The sequence below is a fragment of the Algiphilus sp. genome (assembly GCF_023145115.1).
Lineage (GTDB): Bacteria > Pseudomonadota > Gammaproteobacteria > Nevskiales > Nevskiaceae > Algiphilus.
The window spans coordinates 54,202-68,662 of record NZ_JAGLEJ010000014.1; the positions used below are offsets into that span (position 1 = coordinate 54,202).

General features: G+C 69.2%; 14 protein-coding genes. 7 read left to right on the top strand and 7 right to left on the bottom strand.

Annotated elements, in window-relative coordinates:
• The first annotated feature begins 39 nt into the window (after positions 1-39).
• Positions 40-357: an ATP-dependent Clp protease adapter ClpS gene (clpS, locus tag KAH28_RS04685; protein WP_290574710.1), complete on the top strand. Its 318-nt coding sequence runs from the start codon at positions 40-42 to the stop codon at positions 355-357.
• On the top strand, positions 357-2,621 hold the full coding sequence (gene clpA / locus KAH28_RS04690; protein WP_290574712.1) for an ATP-dependent Clp protease ATP-binding subunit ClpA: 2,265 nt from the start codon (positions 357-359) through the stop codon (positions 2,619-2,621). The genes clpS and clpA overlap by 1 nt, the downstream gene beginning before the upstream one ends.
• Positions 2,622-3,024: 403 nt before the next feature.
• Here clpA and infA read toward each other — a convergent pair whose 3' ends face one another.
• The 7 genes from infA to KAH28_RS04725 all read right to left on the bottom strand — a co-directional run bounded on the left by infA (position 3,025) and on the right by KAH28_RS04725 (position 8,685).
• A complete protein-coding gene (infA, locus tag KAH28_RS04695; RefSeq protein ID WP_043767427.1) occupies positions 3,025-3,243 on the bottom strand; it encodes a translation initiation factor IF-1 in 219 nt (72 codons plus the stop codon).
• A gap of 45 nt (positions 3,244-3,288) precedes the next feature.
• Positions 3,289-4,005, bottom strand: coding sequence for an arginyltransferase (locus tag KAH28_RS04700; protein ID WP_290574714.1), 717 nt, complete (start codon positions 4,003-4,005; stop codon positions 3,289-3,291).
• A complete protein-coding gene (gene aat / locus KAH28_RS04705; RefSeq protein ID WP_290574716.1) occupies positions 3,999-4,739 on the bottom strand; it encodes a leucyl/phenylalanyl-tRNA--protein transferase in 741 nt (246 codons plus the stop codon). Before aat ends, KAH28_RS04700 begins: the two co-directional genes overlap by 7 nt.
• A 222-nt stretch (positions 4,740-4,961) precedes the next feature.
• Positions 4,962-6,002 (bottom strand): 4-hydroxy-2-oxovalerate aldolase, encoded by a 1,041-nt coding sequence (dmpG, locus tag KAH28_RS04710; protein ID WP_290574717.1) that lies wholly within the window; start codon positions 6,000-6,002, stop codon positions 4,962-4,964.
• Positions 6,003-6,112: 110 nt separating this feature from the next.
• A complete protein-coding gene (locus KAH28_RS04715; RefSeq protein WP_290574719.1) occupies positions 6,113-7,030 on the bottom strand; it encodes an acetaldehyde dehydrogenase (acetylating) in 918 nt (305 codons plus the stop codon).
• 21 nt (positions 7,031-7,051) lie between these two features.
• Positions 7,052-7,849: a fumarylacetoacetate hydrolase family protein gene (locus KAH28_RS04720; RefSeq protein WP_290574721.1), complete on the bottom strand. Its 798-nt coding sequence runs from the start codon at positions 7,847-7,849 to the stop codon at positions 7,052-7,054.
• A complete protein-coding gene (locus KAH28_RS04725) occupies positions 7,846-8,685 on the bottom strand; it encodes an alpha/beta hydrolase (protein ID WP_290574722.1) in 840 nt (279 codons plus the stop codon). Before KAH28_RS04725 ends, KAH28_RS04720 begins: the two co-directional genes overlap by 4 nt.
• Before the next feature lie 127 nt (positions 8,686-8,812).
• On the opposite strand from KAH28_RS04725, the gene KAH28_RS04730 reads away from it, so the two are divergent.
• From KAH28_RS04730 to KAH28_RS04750, 5 genes are read left to right on the top strand one after another with little or no spacing between them, the layout of a single operon-like run.
• On the top strand, positions 8,813-9,577 hold the full coding sequence (locus KAH28_RS04730; protein WP_290574723.1) for an SDR family oxidoreductase: 765 nt from the start codon (positions 8,813-8,815) through the stop codon (positions 9,575-9,577).
• Between the two features lie 15 nt (positions 9,578-9,592).
• Positions 9,593-11,614 carry a DUF3604 domain-containing protein gene (locus KAH28_RS04735; RefSeq protein WP_290574724.1) on the top strand — a complete coding sequence of 674 codons (2,022 nt, stop codon included), beginning with the start codon at positions 9,593-9,595 and terminating at the stop codon, positions 11,612-11,614.
• A 6-nt stretch (positions 11,615-11,620) separates the two neighbouring features.
• Positions 11,621-12,553, top strand: a complete 933-nt coding sequence (locus tag KAH28_RS04740) for a peptidyl-prolyl cis-trans isomerase (RefSeq protein ID WP_290574922.1) — start codon at positions 11,621-11,623, stop codon at positions 12,551-12,553.
• A complete protein-coding gene (locus tag KAH28_RS04745; RefSeq protein WP_290574725.1) occupies positions 12,550-13,575 on the top strand; it encodes a HupE/UreJ family protein in 1,026 nt (341 codons plus the stop codon). The genes KAH28_RS04740 and KAH28_RS04745 overlap by 4 nt, the downstream gene beginning before the upstream one ends.
• Before the next feature lie 19 nt (positions 13,576-13,594).
• On the top strand, positions 13,595-14,416 hold the full coding sequence (locus KAH28_RS04750) for an outer membrane lipoprotein-sorting protein (protein ID WP_290574727.1): 822 nt from the start codon (positions 13,595-13,597) through the stop codon (positions 14,414-14,416).
• Positions 14,417-14,461 lie beyond the last annotated feature (45 nt).

Consider the following 14,461-nt stretch of genomic DNA (forward strand, 5'->3'; position numbering starts at 1 on the left):
CCGCCGGGTTTCGCGAATCAGCATCGCTACAATGGAGTCATGAGCGAGTCACACGATCAGCATGGAACCGGCGTCGCCACCGAGACGGCAAAGCCGCGGCTGCAGGAGCCGCCGCGCTACAAGGTGATCATGCTCAACGATGACTACACGCCGATGGAGTTTGTGGTCCAGGTTTTGCAGCAGTTCTTCCGTCACTCGCGAGAGAAGGCGGTGCAGATCATGATGCAGGTCCATACCCAGGGGCGAAGCGTGGCGGGCATCTTCCCCGCCGAGATCGCCGAGACCAAGGTGGCGCAGGTCAATGACTACGCCCGTCGCCACCAGCACCCGCTGCTGACCGTAATGGAGGAAGCCTGATGCTCTCCGATGAACTGCAGAAAGCCCTGGACGCCGCCTTTGTCCAGGCGCGCAATGAGCATCACGACATGCTCACCGTCGAGCACCTGTTGCTGGCGCTGCTCTCCGACGCCAACGTCAGCGAGGTGCTGGGCGCGACCGGGGCCAATCTCGAGCAGCTGGAGAACGCCCTGCGCGAGTACATTGCCCACAACGTCCAGGCCGACGGCGAGGCCGCCGACCGCGACGTCCAGCCGACGCTGTCCTTCCAGCGCGTGCTCCAGCGCGCCATCTACCACGTGCAGTCGGCGGGCCGGAAGCAGGTCTCGACCCTGAATGTACTGGTGGCGATCTTCTCGGAGAAGGACACCCACGCCGTGTTCCTGCTCGCCCAGGAAGGCGTCTCGCGCCTCGACGTGGTCAACTACCTGTCGCACGGCATCTCCAAGGTGCCGGGCACCGAATCCGGCGAGGAAGGGGCCTCCGCCGCCAACAGTGCGCAGACGCGCAGCAGCGACGAGGCCTCGGCGCTGGAGCAGTACGCCACCAATCTCAACGAGCGCGCCCGCAAGGGCTCGGTCGACCCGCTGATCGGCCGCGAGCACGAGGTCGAGCGCGTCATGCAGACGCTCTGCCGCCGCCGCAAGAACAACCCGCTGCTGGTGGGCGAGGCCGGTGTCGGCAAGACCGCCATCGCGGAGGGCCTGGCCTGGCTGGTGACCGAGGGTCGCGTGCCGCAGGCGCTGCGCGACAGCACCATCTTCAGCCTCGATCTGGGTGCCCTCATCGCCGGCACCAAGTATCGCGGCGACTTCGAGAAGCGGCTCAAGGCCGTGCTCGCCGAGCTCGGCGATATCCCCGGCGCGGTGCTGTTCATCGACGAGATCCACACCCTGATCGGCGCCGGTGCGGCCTCGGGCGGCGTGATGGATGCGTCCAACCTGCTCAAGCCGCTGCTGGCGGCTGGTGAGCTGCGCTGCATCGGCTCGACCACCTACAGTGAGTACCGCGGCATCTTCGAGAAGGACCGCGCGCTGGCGCGCCGCTTCCAGAAGGTGGACGTGGTCGAGCCCACCGAAGAGGACACCGTGCGCATTCTCGAGGGCCTCAAGAGCCGCTTCGAGGCACATCACGAGGTCACCTTCTCGCATCCGGCGCTGGAAGCCGCGGTGCATCTGGCCTCGCGCCACATCACCGACCGCTTCCTGCCGGACAAGGCCATCGACGTCATCGACGAGGCCGCGGCGCGACTGCGCCTGCTGCCCGGCTCGCGCAAGCGCAAGACGGTGCAGGTGCGCGACATCGAGGACACCGTGGCACGCATCGCCCGGATCCCCGCCAAGTCGGTCTCCACCGACGACCGCGAGCGGCTCGAGCGGCTCGAGCGCGACCTCAAGCTGGTCATCTTCGGCCAGGATCAGGCGGTCGAGACGCTGGCGTCGGCGATCAAGATGTCGCGTTCCGGTCTCGCCAACCCGGACAAGCCCATCGGCGCCTTCCTGCTCGCCGGTCCCACCGGTGTCGGCAAGACCGAGGTCACGCGCCAGCTGTCGGAAATCCTCGGCATCGAGCTGCTGCGCTACGACATGTCCGAGTACATGGAGCGCCACACCGTGTCGCGGCTGATCGGCGCGCCGCCCGGCTATGTCGGCTTCGACCAGGGCGGGCTGCTCACCGATGCCGCCCTCAAGCATCCGCACGCGGTCGTGCTGCTCGACGAGATCGAGAAGGCGCATCCGGACGTGTTCAATCTGCTGCTGCAGGTCATGGACCACGGCACGCTGACCGACAACAACGGCCGCAAGGTCGATTTCCGCAACATCATCCTGGTGATGACCACCAATGCCGGCGCCGAAGTCCAGGCTCGGCGCTCGATCGGCTTCACCGAGCAGGATCACGCCAGCGACGCCATGGAGATCATCCGCAAGTCGTTCTCGCCCGAGTTCCGCAACCGGCTGGATGCCATCGTGTCCTTCGACTCGCTGCCGGCCGAGGCGGTGGCGCGCGTGGTCGACAAGTTCATCATGCAGCTCGAAGCCCAGCTCGGGGCCAAGAAGGTGCAGCTCGAGGTGGACGAGGACGCCCGCGCCTGGCTGGCCGAGCACGGCTTCGACGCCACCATGGGCGCCCGCCCGATGGCGCGCGTCATCCAGGAACACATCAAGCGGCCGCTGGCCGAGGAGCTGCTCTTCGGGCGGCTGGCCGACGGTGGCGTCGTGCGCGTCGGTGTCGAGGGCGACGAACTGTCGCTGGATGTGCAGGCGCGCGAGGCGGCGCCGGCCTGATGACCGACCGCCGCGCACCATGATGGTGCGCGGCGCGTCCTGTCGCTGACGCCCTGCCGGCCAGGTGCCGGACCGTCATGGCCGCCGCCAATCACCCCGTGAACGGCGGCGCGTGCCGTCGGCAACCCGATGGGCGCAATCCGCGTTTCGCGCGGCGGAGCGGGGGCGCAGCAGCAGCGCCACGGACGACTTCCCGGCTCGGGCACCCCGCTGCGGCAAGGCGCCTGCTTCGGACGTGGTCGACGGGGAGCGATGCTTCGCGGATTCGCCCGCTCGCCGCGATGGCGCGCACGACAGCGATTCGCACCGGGCGCCGGCGCGGGGCCGGCAGTGCGCAGTCATGCGGGGCGGGAGATTGGTGGGCGAGCGACGTTCGACACGAGAGGCGCCGCCCGGGCCCGGGCTACTTGTCCCGGTAGGTGATGCGGCCCTTGGTCAGGTCGTAGGGCGTGAGTTCGACCTTGACCTTGTCTCCGGTGAGGATCCGGATGTAGTGCTTGCGCATCTTGCCGGAGATGTGCGCGGTCACGATGTGGCCGTTCTCCAGCTTGACGCGGAAGGTGGTGTTGGGGAGCGTGTCCATCACGACACCCTCCATCTCGATATGGTCTTCTTTGGCCATGAATGCTGCTAGTGGAATAGGCCGCGTATTATCGGGGCGAAGGCGTCATTCGGCAACGCGTTTCCAGCCTTCGCCGCAGGGACGCTCCTGCGGGCGGAAGCGGCGCTTGTACTCCATCTTGCCGCATCCCGGTATCCAGTAGCCCAGCCAGACATGGCGGCGACCTTCCTCGCGCGCGGCCATGATCTGCTGCAGCACGGCGTGGATGCCGAGGCTGCGCGGCGCGTGCTCGGGCGCGGGGTCGAACACCGTATACACTGCAGAGTAGCCTTCCGGAAGCACATCGACCACGGCGCAGGCGATGAGCCTGCCCTTCTCGAAGAACTGCCAGTACTCGACCGGCAGCCAGCTGCACGCCGTGAAGCGCTCGAAGCCGAAGTGATCGTCCGGGTCCATGCCTTCCCCGTCGTGCCGCGCGCGCAGATAGCGCTCGTAGAGCTGCAGGATCTCGGCGTTGATGGTGCTCGTCCGCACCAGACGCAGATCCCGGTTGCGTCGCAGGCAGCGGCGCTGGGCGCGATCGGGGCGGAAGGCGTCGACCGGGATGCGGACCGGCGTGCAAGCCTGACACTGTGGGCAGTGCGGGCGATAGACCGCATCGCCGCTGCGACGGAAGCCCTGTGCCAGCAGCTGTTCGTAGCGCATCCCGTCGAGGCGCAGACGCGGGTCGACCACGAGATTGCGCGCGGTACGGTCCGCGAGATAGCTGCACGGGTGCGGCTGCGTGATGAGCAGGCTGATGTTGTCGCTGCCGCTCAGCATGCGGGGAGATGCTCCGCCGCGGCCGGCGCATCCGCGGGTTCCGTCCAGTCCGGGGGGGCTTCGTTCACGAGGCGCTGCACCATCTCGATGAACTGGGCACGCGGCATTCCCTCGGCACCCAGGGAGGCGAGGTGGTCGGAGCCCACCTGGCAATCGAGCAGCGGCATCCGCTGCGCTGCCATGAAGCGGCACAGCCAGAACAGGGCGATCTTCGAGGCGTTGTCCACGGTCGAGAACATCGATTCACCGTAGAACATCCGCCCGATGGCGACGCCGTACACGCCACCCACCAACGTGCCGGCGCGCCAGACCTCGACGGTCTTCATGGCGCCGGCGTCGAAGAGGCTGCGGTAGGCGCGTCGCATCTGCAGGCCGAGCCAGGTGCCCTGACCGGGCTCGCGGGGTGCGGCACAGGCGGCCATGACGGCGTCGGGCGCGGTGTTGAACCGGATGGCGTAGTCGGCACGCCGGACGGCGCGGCGCAGGCTGCGGCTGACATGCATGCGGCCCGTGGGCAGTACCGTGCGCGGGTCCGGGCTCCACCACAGGATGGGCTCGTCGGGATTGAACCAGGGGAATATCCCCTCGCGGTAGGCGCGCAGCAGACGCGCTGTCGAGAGGTCGCCGCCGATGGCCAGGAGTCCGTCCGGATCGCGCAGTGCCCGCCCCGGAGAGGGGAACGGCTGCGCCGGATCCTTGGGATCGAGCCAGTGCAGGCGGATGGGATTTTCCATGCCCGAACTCTAGCACTTGGTGTGCCAGTCCTAGCGCGTCGTGGCCACCGCTGCCGCGGGAACGGAGCACGGAATCAGATACTTGCCCCGGCCCGGGCGCACGCCTGCCGGCGAGCGCGCTCGGGCGACGGCGGGTCGCGGCGGCACGGACGACCCGTCTCTCAGGCATGCCGCGCTCGAAGATGCGTGGTGGATGGCGCGACGCCGGCGTCGCGGTCCGGATCAGCCCGCTGCCGCCGCCCGCTCGCGCTCGCGCGCCATGGTCAGTGCGGTGTCCTCGATCATGTCCTCCTGACCGCCCACCATCTTCTGGCGGCCGAGCTCGAGCAGGATCTCGCGGGCCGGGATGCCGTACTTGGCCTCGGCGCGCTGCGCGAACAGAAGGAAGGACGAATAGACGCCGGCGTAGCCGAGCGTGAGCGCGTTGCGGTCGATGCGCACCGGGAAGTCCAGCATCGGCTGGATGAGATCCTCGGCGACGTCGGAGACCTTGAACAGGTCGATGCCGGTATCGATGCCCATGCGGTTGGCCACCGCCACGAAGACTTCGGTGGGCGTGTTGCCGGCGCCGGCGCCGAGACCGCCGCAGGCGGCGTCGATGCGGTTGGCGCCCGCGGCTACCGCCGCGATCGAGTTGGCCACGCCCATCGACATGTTGTGATGGCCGTGGAAGCCGATCTCGGTTTCCGGCATCGCCTTCTCGCGCAGCAGGCTGATGCGCGCGGTGACGTCGTCGGGGAGCATGTAGCCGGCGGAGTCGGTGACGTAGAGGCAGTTGGCGCCGTAGGACTCCATGAGCAGCGCCTGCTCGACCAGCTGCTCGGGCGGGATCATGTGCGCCATCATCAGGAAGCCGACGGTGTCGAGCCCCATCTCGCGGCCGAGCTGGATGTGCTGCTCGGAGACGTCGGCCTCGGTGCAGTGGGTGGCCACGCGGATGGTGGTGACGCCGCAGTCGGCGGCCATCTTCAGATGGTCCACCGTGCCGATGCCCGGCAGCAGCAGGGCCGAGACCTTGCTGTTCTTCAGTTCCGGCACGACCGCGCGCAGGTACTCCTCGTCCGAGGCGGCCGGAAATCCGTAGTTGACCGACTCGCCGCCGAGACCGTCACCGTGGGTGACCTCGATGAGCGGCACGCCGGCGGCGTCGAGGCCGCGCGCGACGTCGCGCATCTGCTGCACGGTGATCTGGTGGCGCTTGGGGTGCATGCCGTCGCGCAGCGACATGTCGTGGACGGTGACCTTGCGGCCTTCTAGATTCATGGCATCAGACTCCTGGACACGGCTTCTCGGTGCCCCGATGGCGGACAGGCCGACGGACGCCTGCTTCGGCCAAAGCGTCCGTCGCCCTGCGGGATCAATGGTGGGCCGGCCTAGGCGGTCGCCGCCGCCGGCGCGAACTGACCGGCCTGCATCCGCTCCGCGAACATCTCGGCGGTGCGCGCCGCAGCCGCGGTCATGATGTCGAGATTGCCGGCGTACTTGGGCAGATAGTCGCCCAGACCCTCGACCTCCATGTAGCAGGTCACGCGGTGGTCGTCGTCGTCGATCACCGGGCCGTTGACCAGCCGGTAGCCGGGCACGTACTTCTGCACCTCCTTGATCATGGCCTGCACGGAGGCCTCGATCTCGGCGTGCTTCGGCTTGTCCACGGTCAGGCAGTGGATGGTGTCGCGCATGATGATGGGCGGATCGGCCGGGTTGATGACGATGATGGCCTTGCCCTTCGCCGCACCGCCGACACGCTCGACGCCGGTGGCGGTGGTGCGGGTGAACTCGTCGATGTTCTTGCGTGTGCCGGGGCCCACCGATTTCGACGACACGGTGGCGACGATCTCGCCGTAGCGCACCGCCTGCACGCGCGACACCGCCGCCACCATCGGGATGGTGGCCTGGCCGCCACAGGTGACCATGTTGAGATTCATGGTGCGCGAGTCGGCGTGCTCGGCGAGGTTGACCGGCGGGACGCAGTACGGCCCGATGGCGGCCGGCGTGAGGTCGATCATCAGCACGCCGCGCTCGTTGAGCTTGCGCGAGTTCTCCGCGTGCACATAGGCCGAGGTGGCATCGAAGGCAATGCGCACGTCGTCGGCCTCGACGTGCGGCACCAGACCGTCGACGCCTTCGGATGTGGTCTTGAGGCCGGCGTCGCGCGCGCGCTGAAGGCCCTCGCTGTCGGGGTCTATGCCGACCATCCAGGCCGGCTCCAGCAGCTCGCTGCGTTGCAGCTTGTAAAGCAGGTCGGTGCCGATGTTGCCGGAGCCGATGATGGCGCAGCGGATCTTGCTCATTCTAGGGAACCTCCCGGGTGGTCAGTCGGCGAAGGAAACGGTCGCTTCGCCAATGCCCTCGAGTTGCAGGTGGAAGCGGTCGCCGGCGTGCGCGGGCAGCAGTGGCGCCAGCGATCCGGAGAGGATGATCTCGCCGGCGAGCAGCGGAATGCCGTACTCGCCCAGCGTGTTGGCCAGCCAGGCGACCGCGGTCGCCGGATGGCCCTGGACGGCGCTCCCCAGACCGTCCGCGGCATGACTGCCGTTCTTGTCGATGCGCATGGCCACCGCCGCAAGATCGAGCGATCGCGGATCGACGCGCGCCTGCCCCAGCAGGAAGACACCGCAGGAGGCGTTGTCCGCGATGGTGTCCTGGATGGCAATGCGCCAGTCGGTGATGCGCGAGTCGACGATCTCGAAGCAGGGACAGACGTACTCGGTGGCATCGAGGACATCGTCCTCGGTGACGCCGGGGCCCTGGAGGTCGCGACGCAGCACGAAGGCGATCTCGCCCTCGGCGCGCGGCTGGATGAGGCCGTGCGCGGCGAGACTGACGGTGCCGCCGTCGGGCACCTGCATGACATCGGTGAGGAAACCGAAGTCGGGCTGGTGCACGCCCAGCATGTCCTGTACGGCGGCGCTGGTGACCCCGATCTTCTTGCCCACCAGTTTCTCGCCCTCGGCCATGCGGCGCGCCAGGAAATGACGCGAGACCCGATAGGCGTCGTCGATCTCCATGCCGTTGTGCTGCGCGCTGGGGGGCTCGATGGTGCGCCGCTCGCGCAGTGCCGCGAACAGGTCGTCGCCGATGCCGTTGCAGCTCATGTCGCTCAGGCTCATGCCGCCGCCACCTCGTGGGCCAGGAAATCGATGCAGGCGCGGTTGAAATAGTCGCGGTGCTCGACCATCACCCAGTGTCCGCACCGGTTGACCAGCGTAACGCGCGCGTTCGGGCAGCCGGCGGCGATCTTCTGCGCGCCGCCGGGCGGGTTGAACTGATCGTTCACGCCCCAGAAGGCGAGCACCGGGCAGGTGATCTCGCCCAGACGGTTCTCCATGTTGGGTACCCGCATGGTCGACAGCACCGTGCGCGGCTGATCGGCGCAGATCGCCACGCGTTCGGCCACGACCTGGTCGCTGACCTGCGAGGCATCGTGCAGCTGGAAGCCGAGCAGCTTCTTCATGGCGTCGAAGTCCAGCGGCCCCTCGGCGAACAGCGCCATCATCCGCTTGATGCCCTCCATCTCGAAGTAGGCCTCGCGCTCCTCGACGCCGCCGGGTGCCATCAGGATGAGGCCCTGCACGCGCTCGGGGTGGGCGAGGGCGTAGCCCAGCGCGATGGCGCCGCCCAGCGAGTTGCCGAGCAGCACGACGCGTCCGAGGTCGAGCCCCTCGATGAGCTCGTGGACGGTCGCCACGAAGAAGTCGTTGACGTACTCCTGATCCTCGGGCTTGTCGGATAGTCCGTAGCCCGGCAGGTCCGGCACCACCACGCGGTGTCCGGCCGCGGCCAGTTCCGGATAGTTCAGCTTGAAGTTGCTGTAGCCGCTGGCACCCGGCCCGCTGCCGTGCAGGAACACGATGGTGGTACCGCCGGAGCCCTGCTCCTGATAGTGCAGGCGCAGGCCGCTGGCGGTGGTCAGGTACTGGCCCTCGGGGATGGGCGTGGCGCTCATGGGGGCGGTGTCGTCCGAAGTTGGCGCTCATGCTCGCCACCGGGCCCTGCGCGCGCGTCGTCCTTTTGGATGACGGCGGGGCGGGGTCGGGTCCCTAGCATGCGTTCAGGAGACGACGGAGCGATTAGTGGCACAACAGCGCGTGGTTCTGGTGACGGGCGGCGCCCGTGGCGTCGGGCGGGGCATTGCCGAGGCCTTTCTGGCGGCCGGGGACCGTGTCGTGGTGTGCGCCCGCAATGCACCCGAAGCGCTGCCCGTCCACGACGACAGCCGGGCCGAGTTCATTGCCGCCGACGTGCGCAAGAGCGAGTCCGTGGCGGCGATGATGGAGGAGATCGGCACGCGTTTCGGGCGTCTGGACGTGCTGGTGAACAATGCCGGCGGCTCGCCGTTCGCCGAAGCCGCCGAGGCCTCGCCGCGCTTCCACCGCGCCATCGTCGAGCTCAATCTGCTGGCCCCGCTCGAGCTGGCCCAGCACGCCAACCGCCTCATGCAGGCACAGGACGGCGGCGGCGCCATCGTCTTCGTGGGCAGTATCAGCGCGGTGCGTCCGTCGCCCGGTACGGCTGCCTACGGCGCGGCCAAGGCCGGCATCGTCAGCCTGACCCAGTCGCTGGCGGTCGAGTGGGGGCCCAGGGTGCGCGTCGTGTGCGTCAGCCCCGGCCTGGTCGAGACCGAGCAATCGCATCTGCACTACGGCGACGCCGAAGGCATCCGCCGCGTCGCCGATACCATCCCGCTGCGGCGGCTGGCGCAGCCGCGCGAGATCGGCGATGCATGCGTCTGGATGAGCGGTCCCGGGGCGGGCTACGTGTCGGGCAGCAATATGGTGATCCACGGTGGCGGGGAGCGTCCGTCCTTCCTGGCGGAGGCCAACGTCAACCGGGAGTAAGGAGGGAGACCAACCATGCGCCTTGTTTCCGGCGGTGTGTTGCGCGGTACCTTCACGGCGCTGGTCGTCGCGATGATGGGCGCGTGCGGTGGCGACACGACCTCCGGAGTGGGTGCGGGGGGTGCCGGCGATGCGCGCGACGGACCGGGGCAGTGTCTGGGCTTCGACGCACTGCGCAATCCCTACTTCGGCGACCTGCACGTTCACACCACTTATTCGCTCGACGCCAATACGCAGGGCACCCGCCTGACGCCGCACGATGCCTATCGCTACGCGCGCGGCGAGCCCCTCGGCATCCAGCCGTACGACGCCGACGGCAACGCGCTGCGCACCAGCCAGCTCGCGCGGCCCCTGGACTTCGCGGCGGTGACCGATCACGCAGAGCTCTTCGGCGAGGTCGACATCTGCACCGATCCCGAGCTGGCGGGCTACGACTCGGTGGAATGCCGCTACTACCGGCGCAATCCGCAGAGCGCCTTCACGCTGTTCAATCTCTTCGCGGTCGGTCTGCCGGATCTGTCGCGGCTGCCGATCAGCGATCTGCCGCTGATCACCCGGCTGCCGCTGATCGGTGCCGACGGCACGGTGCCGCGCATGCCGTTCTGCGGTCTCGGCGGCGAGCGCTGCCTGGAGGCCGCCAAGACGCCCTGGCGCGATACCCAGGCGGCCGCCGAGGCGTTCTACGACCGTTCCCGCGACTGCGCCTTCACCACCTTCGTGGGCTACGAGTGGACCGGCGCGCCGCTGTCCAACAACCTGCATCGCAATGTGCTGTTCCGCAGCGCGGCGGTGCCCGAGCAGCCCCCGGCCTACCAGGAATTCCCGGAGCCCGAGCTGCTCTGGGCGGCGCTCGACGAGCGCTGCCGCGACGAGGATGGCTGCGATTTCCTGACCATCCCGCACAACTCGAATCTCAGCGCCGGGCTGATGTTCGAGACCGTCGACAAGGACGGCAATGCCTACACGGCGGAGGTCGCCGCCGAGCGCCGTCGCAACGAGCCGCTGGCCGAGATCTACCAGCACAAGGGGTCCTCGGAATGCCTGAACACGGCCGGTGCCGGCATGCAGGACGAGCTCTGCGGCTTCGAGATCCTGCCCTACAACAACCTCACCGGCGACCGCTTCGGCGGCTTCAACACCGGCCCGCCGGTGCCGCAGGACTTCCTGCGCGAGGCGCTCAAGGAAGGGCTGGCGCAGGAAGCGGCCATCGGCGAGAACCCGTTCCGCTACGGCTTCATCGCCAGCAGCGACACCCATCTGGCGACACCGGGACTGGTCGCCGAGGACGGCTTCCCGGGCCACGGCGGCGCCGGCATGCCGGCCATCGACACCCTGCCCGCCGGCCTCACCGATCTGGTGGAGTACAGCCCCGGCGGGCTGGCAGTGATCTGGGCGGAAGAGAACACGCGCGAGGCGCTGTTCGCTGCCATGGAACGGCGCGAAGTCTACGGCACCAGCGGCAATCGCCCGGTGGTGCGCTTCTTCGGCGGATGGGATCTCCCGGACAATCAATGCGGTAGCGGCGACTTCGCAGGCATCGGCTACGATCGCGGCGTGCCCATGGGGGCGATGCTGCCGGGTCCACCGGCGGACGCCGGCGCCCCCGCGTTCGCGGTGGCAGCGACGCGCGATCCCGCATCCGGCGCCGAGCCGCTGCAGCGCATCCAGATCGTCAAGGGCTGGATCGCCGGCGGCGAGAAGCACGAGGCGGTCTACGAGGTCGCCGGCGATCCGACCAACGGCGCCGGCGTCGATCTGCAGACCTGCGAGACGCGCGGCAGCGGATTCGCGCAGCTGTGCAGCGTCTGGCGCGACCCGGATTTCGACCCGCAGCAGCGCGCGTTCTACTACGCCCGCGTGGTCGAGAATCCGAGCTGCCGCTGGTCGCACCGGCAGTGCGTGGCCGCCGGCATCGACTGCGCCGACCCGGACGGCGTGCCGGACGCGTACGCCGGATGCTGCGATGCGAGCATTCCGGACACCATCCAGGAGCGCGCCTGGACATCGCCCATCTGGTACCGGCCGGAGCCGTCCTGAACCGTGATGCGGCGTCTCGTTCGCGCACCGTTGCTGCACTTCCTCGCGCTCGGGTTGGTGCTGCTGGCGGTGCGCGCGGGCATGGCGCCGGACCCGGCCCCCATACGCATCGGGCACGCCGAGATCGCCGAGCTGCGGGCCACCTGGCGTGCGCAGGAGGGCGCCGAGCCGGACCGGGCCACCCTCGACGGCCTCGTTCGCTCGCGGGTGGATGAGCGCCTGCTCGCGCGCGAAGGACTGCGACTCGGGCTGCACCGCGGGGATCCGGTGGTGCGTCAGCGCGTGGTGCGCAACATGCGCTTCCTCGAGCCCGACGCGGATGCCGACGACGACGCGCTGTACCGCCGCGCGGTCGCGCTCGGCATGCTCGAGCGCGACCCGGTGGTGCAGCGCCGCCTCGCGCAGCGCGTGCGCCATCGCGTCGCCGCCGGCGTCGCGGTCAGCGAGGCCGAGGTCCGCGCTGCGCTGGCGCGCAGTGGCGAGCAGCGCGCGGTCGTATCACGCTACGACCTCCGGCACGTGCTGTTCAGCGCCGATCGGCGCCGCGATCCGGCTGGCGATGCGGCGGCGGTGCTGGCGCGAATCGCCGATGCGGACATGCCCGCCGATGCCGGCGACCCCTTCCCGCTCGGCGAGCGCTTTCACGCGGCGACCCGCGACACCATCGCTGGCCGCATGGGCTCCGCCTTCGCGGCCGCGGTAGCGGCGGCACCGGAGGGGCGCTGGATCGGCCCCGCGACCACGCCCTTCGGCGCGCACTTGATCCGCGTCGAGGCGGTGTCGCGGCGCGCGCCCGCCGCCGACCGCAGCCGCGTGGTGGCGGCGCTCTACGATGCGGCCGACGAACGCGCCCTGCACCGGCTGCTGGAGCAGCTGCGCGAGCGCTATCCGGTCGAGGTCGCGGGCCGCGTGCTGGCGCTGGCGGAGTGGGCGGAATGAGGTGCTGCGCATGCCTCGCTTTGCTGGCGCTGCTGGTCCTGGCACCGGGTGTCTCGGCGCATCCGCTGGCCCCCGCACTGCTCGCGCTGACCGAGACCGACAGCGGAGAGGTGGCGGTCCGCTGGCGTCTTGCCGCCGTCCAGCCCACCGGGGCACGCCTGCAGCCGGTGCTGCCGGTTCACTGCACCCCGTTGGCGCCACCGCGCACGGCGCTCGACGGTGCCGCCTTCGAGATGCGCTGGCGCAGCGACTGCGGCACGCAGGGCCTGCGCGGCCACGCGGTGGGCGTGAGCGGCGGTGGAGGCAGCGGCATCAACACCATCGTCCTGGTGCGCAATCGCCACGGGGAGACCATCGCGCAGGGCATGATCGATGGCGGCGCGTCCTATACCGTGCCGCAGCATGCCGAGCCGCTCGCCGTCGCGATGCGCTACGCCGAGCTCGGCGTGACGCACCTCGTCTTCGGGCCCGATCATCTGCTGTTCGTGGCCGGTCTCTTCCTCCTGGTCAGCGGCTGGCGCCGGTTGCTGGTGGTGACCGCCGCCTTCACCCTGGGGCACAGCGTGACGCTGGCGCTGTCGGTGCTCGATGTGGTGCGGCTCGACCCGGCCCTGACCGAGCTCGCCATTGCCGCGAGCGTGGTGTGGCTGGCGCTGCACGTACTGGCGCGCCGGCTGACGGGGCAGGCCGACGGGATGTGGCGCGCGACCCGCGCGCCCTGGTTCGCGGCCGGCTTCGGGCTGCTGCACGGGCTGGGATTCGCCGGTGCGCTGCGCGAGATCGGTCTGCCGCAGGAAGCACTGGGCATCGCGCTGGCAGCGTTCAACGTCGGCATCGAAGTCGGCCAGATCCTGGTGCTGGGGGTGCTCGCGGCATGCGGTGCGATGCTCGCCCGGGTGCCGGTCGAGCCCGCGACCGGCGTCGCGCGTCTGGTCACGGCCTACGCGATGGGCACGTTCGGTGCATGCTGGTGTCTGGAACGATCGATGAGAGCGCTGGAACTGGTGCCGGCGACCCCTTGAAAAATAAGGAGTATCTGGAATGCGAAAAGCGATAGCGACCCTGCTGATGAGCGGATCGGTGCTCGCCGGAAGCGCGTGGGCGCAGGAAGGCGACCCCGACGTCGGCGCCATCCTGGACTGCGTGGCGAACGCGGTCCCATCGGATGTCGTCATCCTTCAGCAACTGCGCTTCGTGACCACGCAGCCGGGTGACGAGGCCCCCAGCGAGCTCGACGCGCGTCTCTATCTCACCGTCAGCGGGCGGGCCGGGGAGGGGGCGGGACGCCACCTGGACGCCATGATGCGGGTCGACGCGCCGGAGTTCCTCGCAGGCGCGAGCTATCTGCTGCGCGAGGCGAGCGATGCGGACGGCAGCGACGGCATGTACGTCTACCTGCCATCGGTCCGTCGCGTCCGGCGGGTCAGCGGCGGGTTCGGCGATACCGCGCTGATGGGAACCGAGTTCAGCTACAACACCTTTCGCCGCTGGCAGGGGCTCTTCGGCGACGCCGACGTGAGCTTCGTCGACACCACGGAACGGCAGGGGCGTCGCACGCACAATCTGTTGCTGGAGGCACCGCATCCGGAGCGCGCGGTACACGACCGCATCGAGGTATCGATCGATGCCGAGCAGTGCCTGGTCATGGAGGCCGAGTTCTACGACGGCAGCCGGTTGCACAAGCGGCTGAGCGTGGAGGCCGAGGATCTGCGCCAGTTCGGTCAGTACTGGTATCCGTATCGCCTGCGCATGGCCGATCTCAGGGACGGCGGCGAGTCCGTGCTCAAGGTGCAGCGGATCCGCGTGCTGTCGGATCCCAACGAGGGCATCTTCGATCCGGGGAGGTTCCACCGCACGCCCTGAGATCGCGAGTGCGGCGCGCACTTCGTCCGTATGAGCGATGCAGCG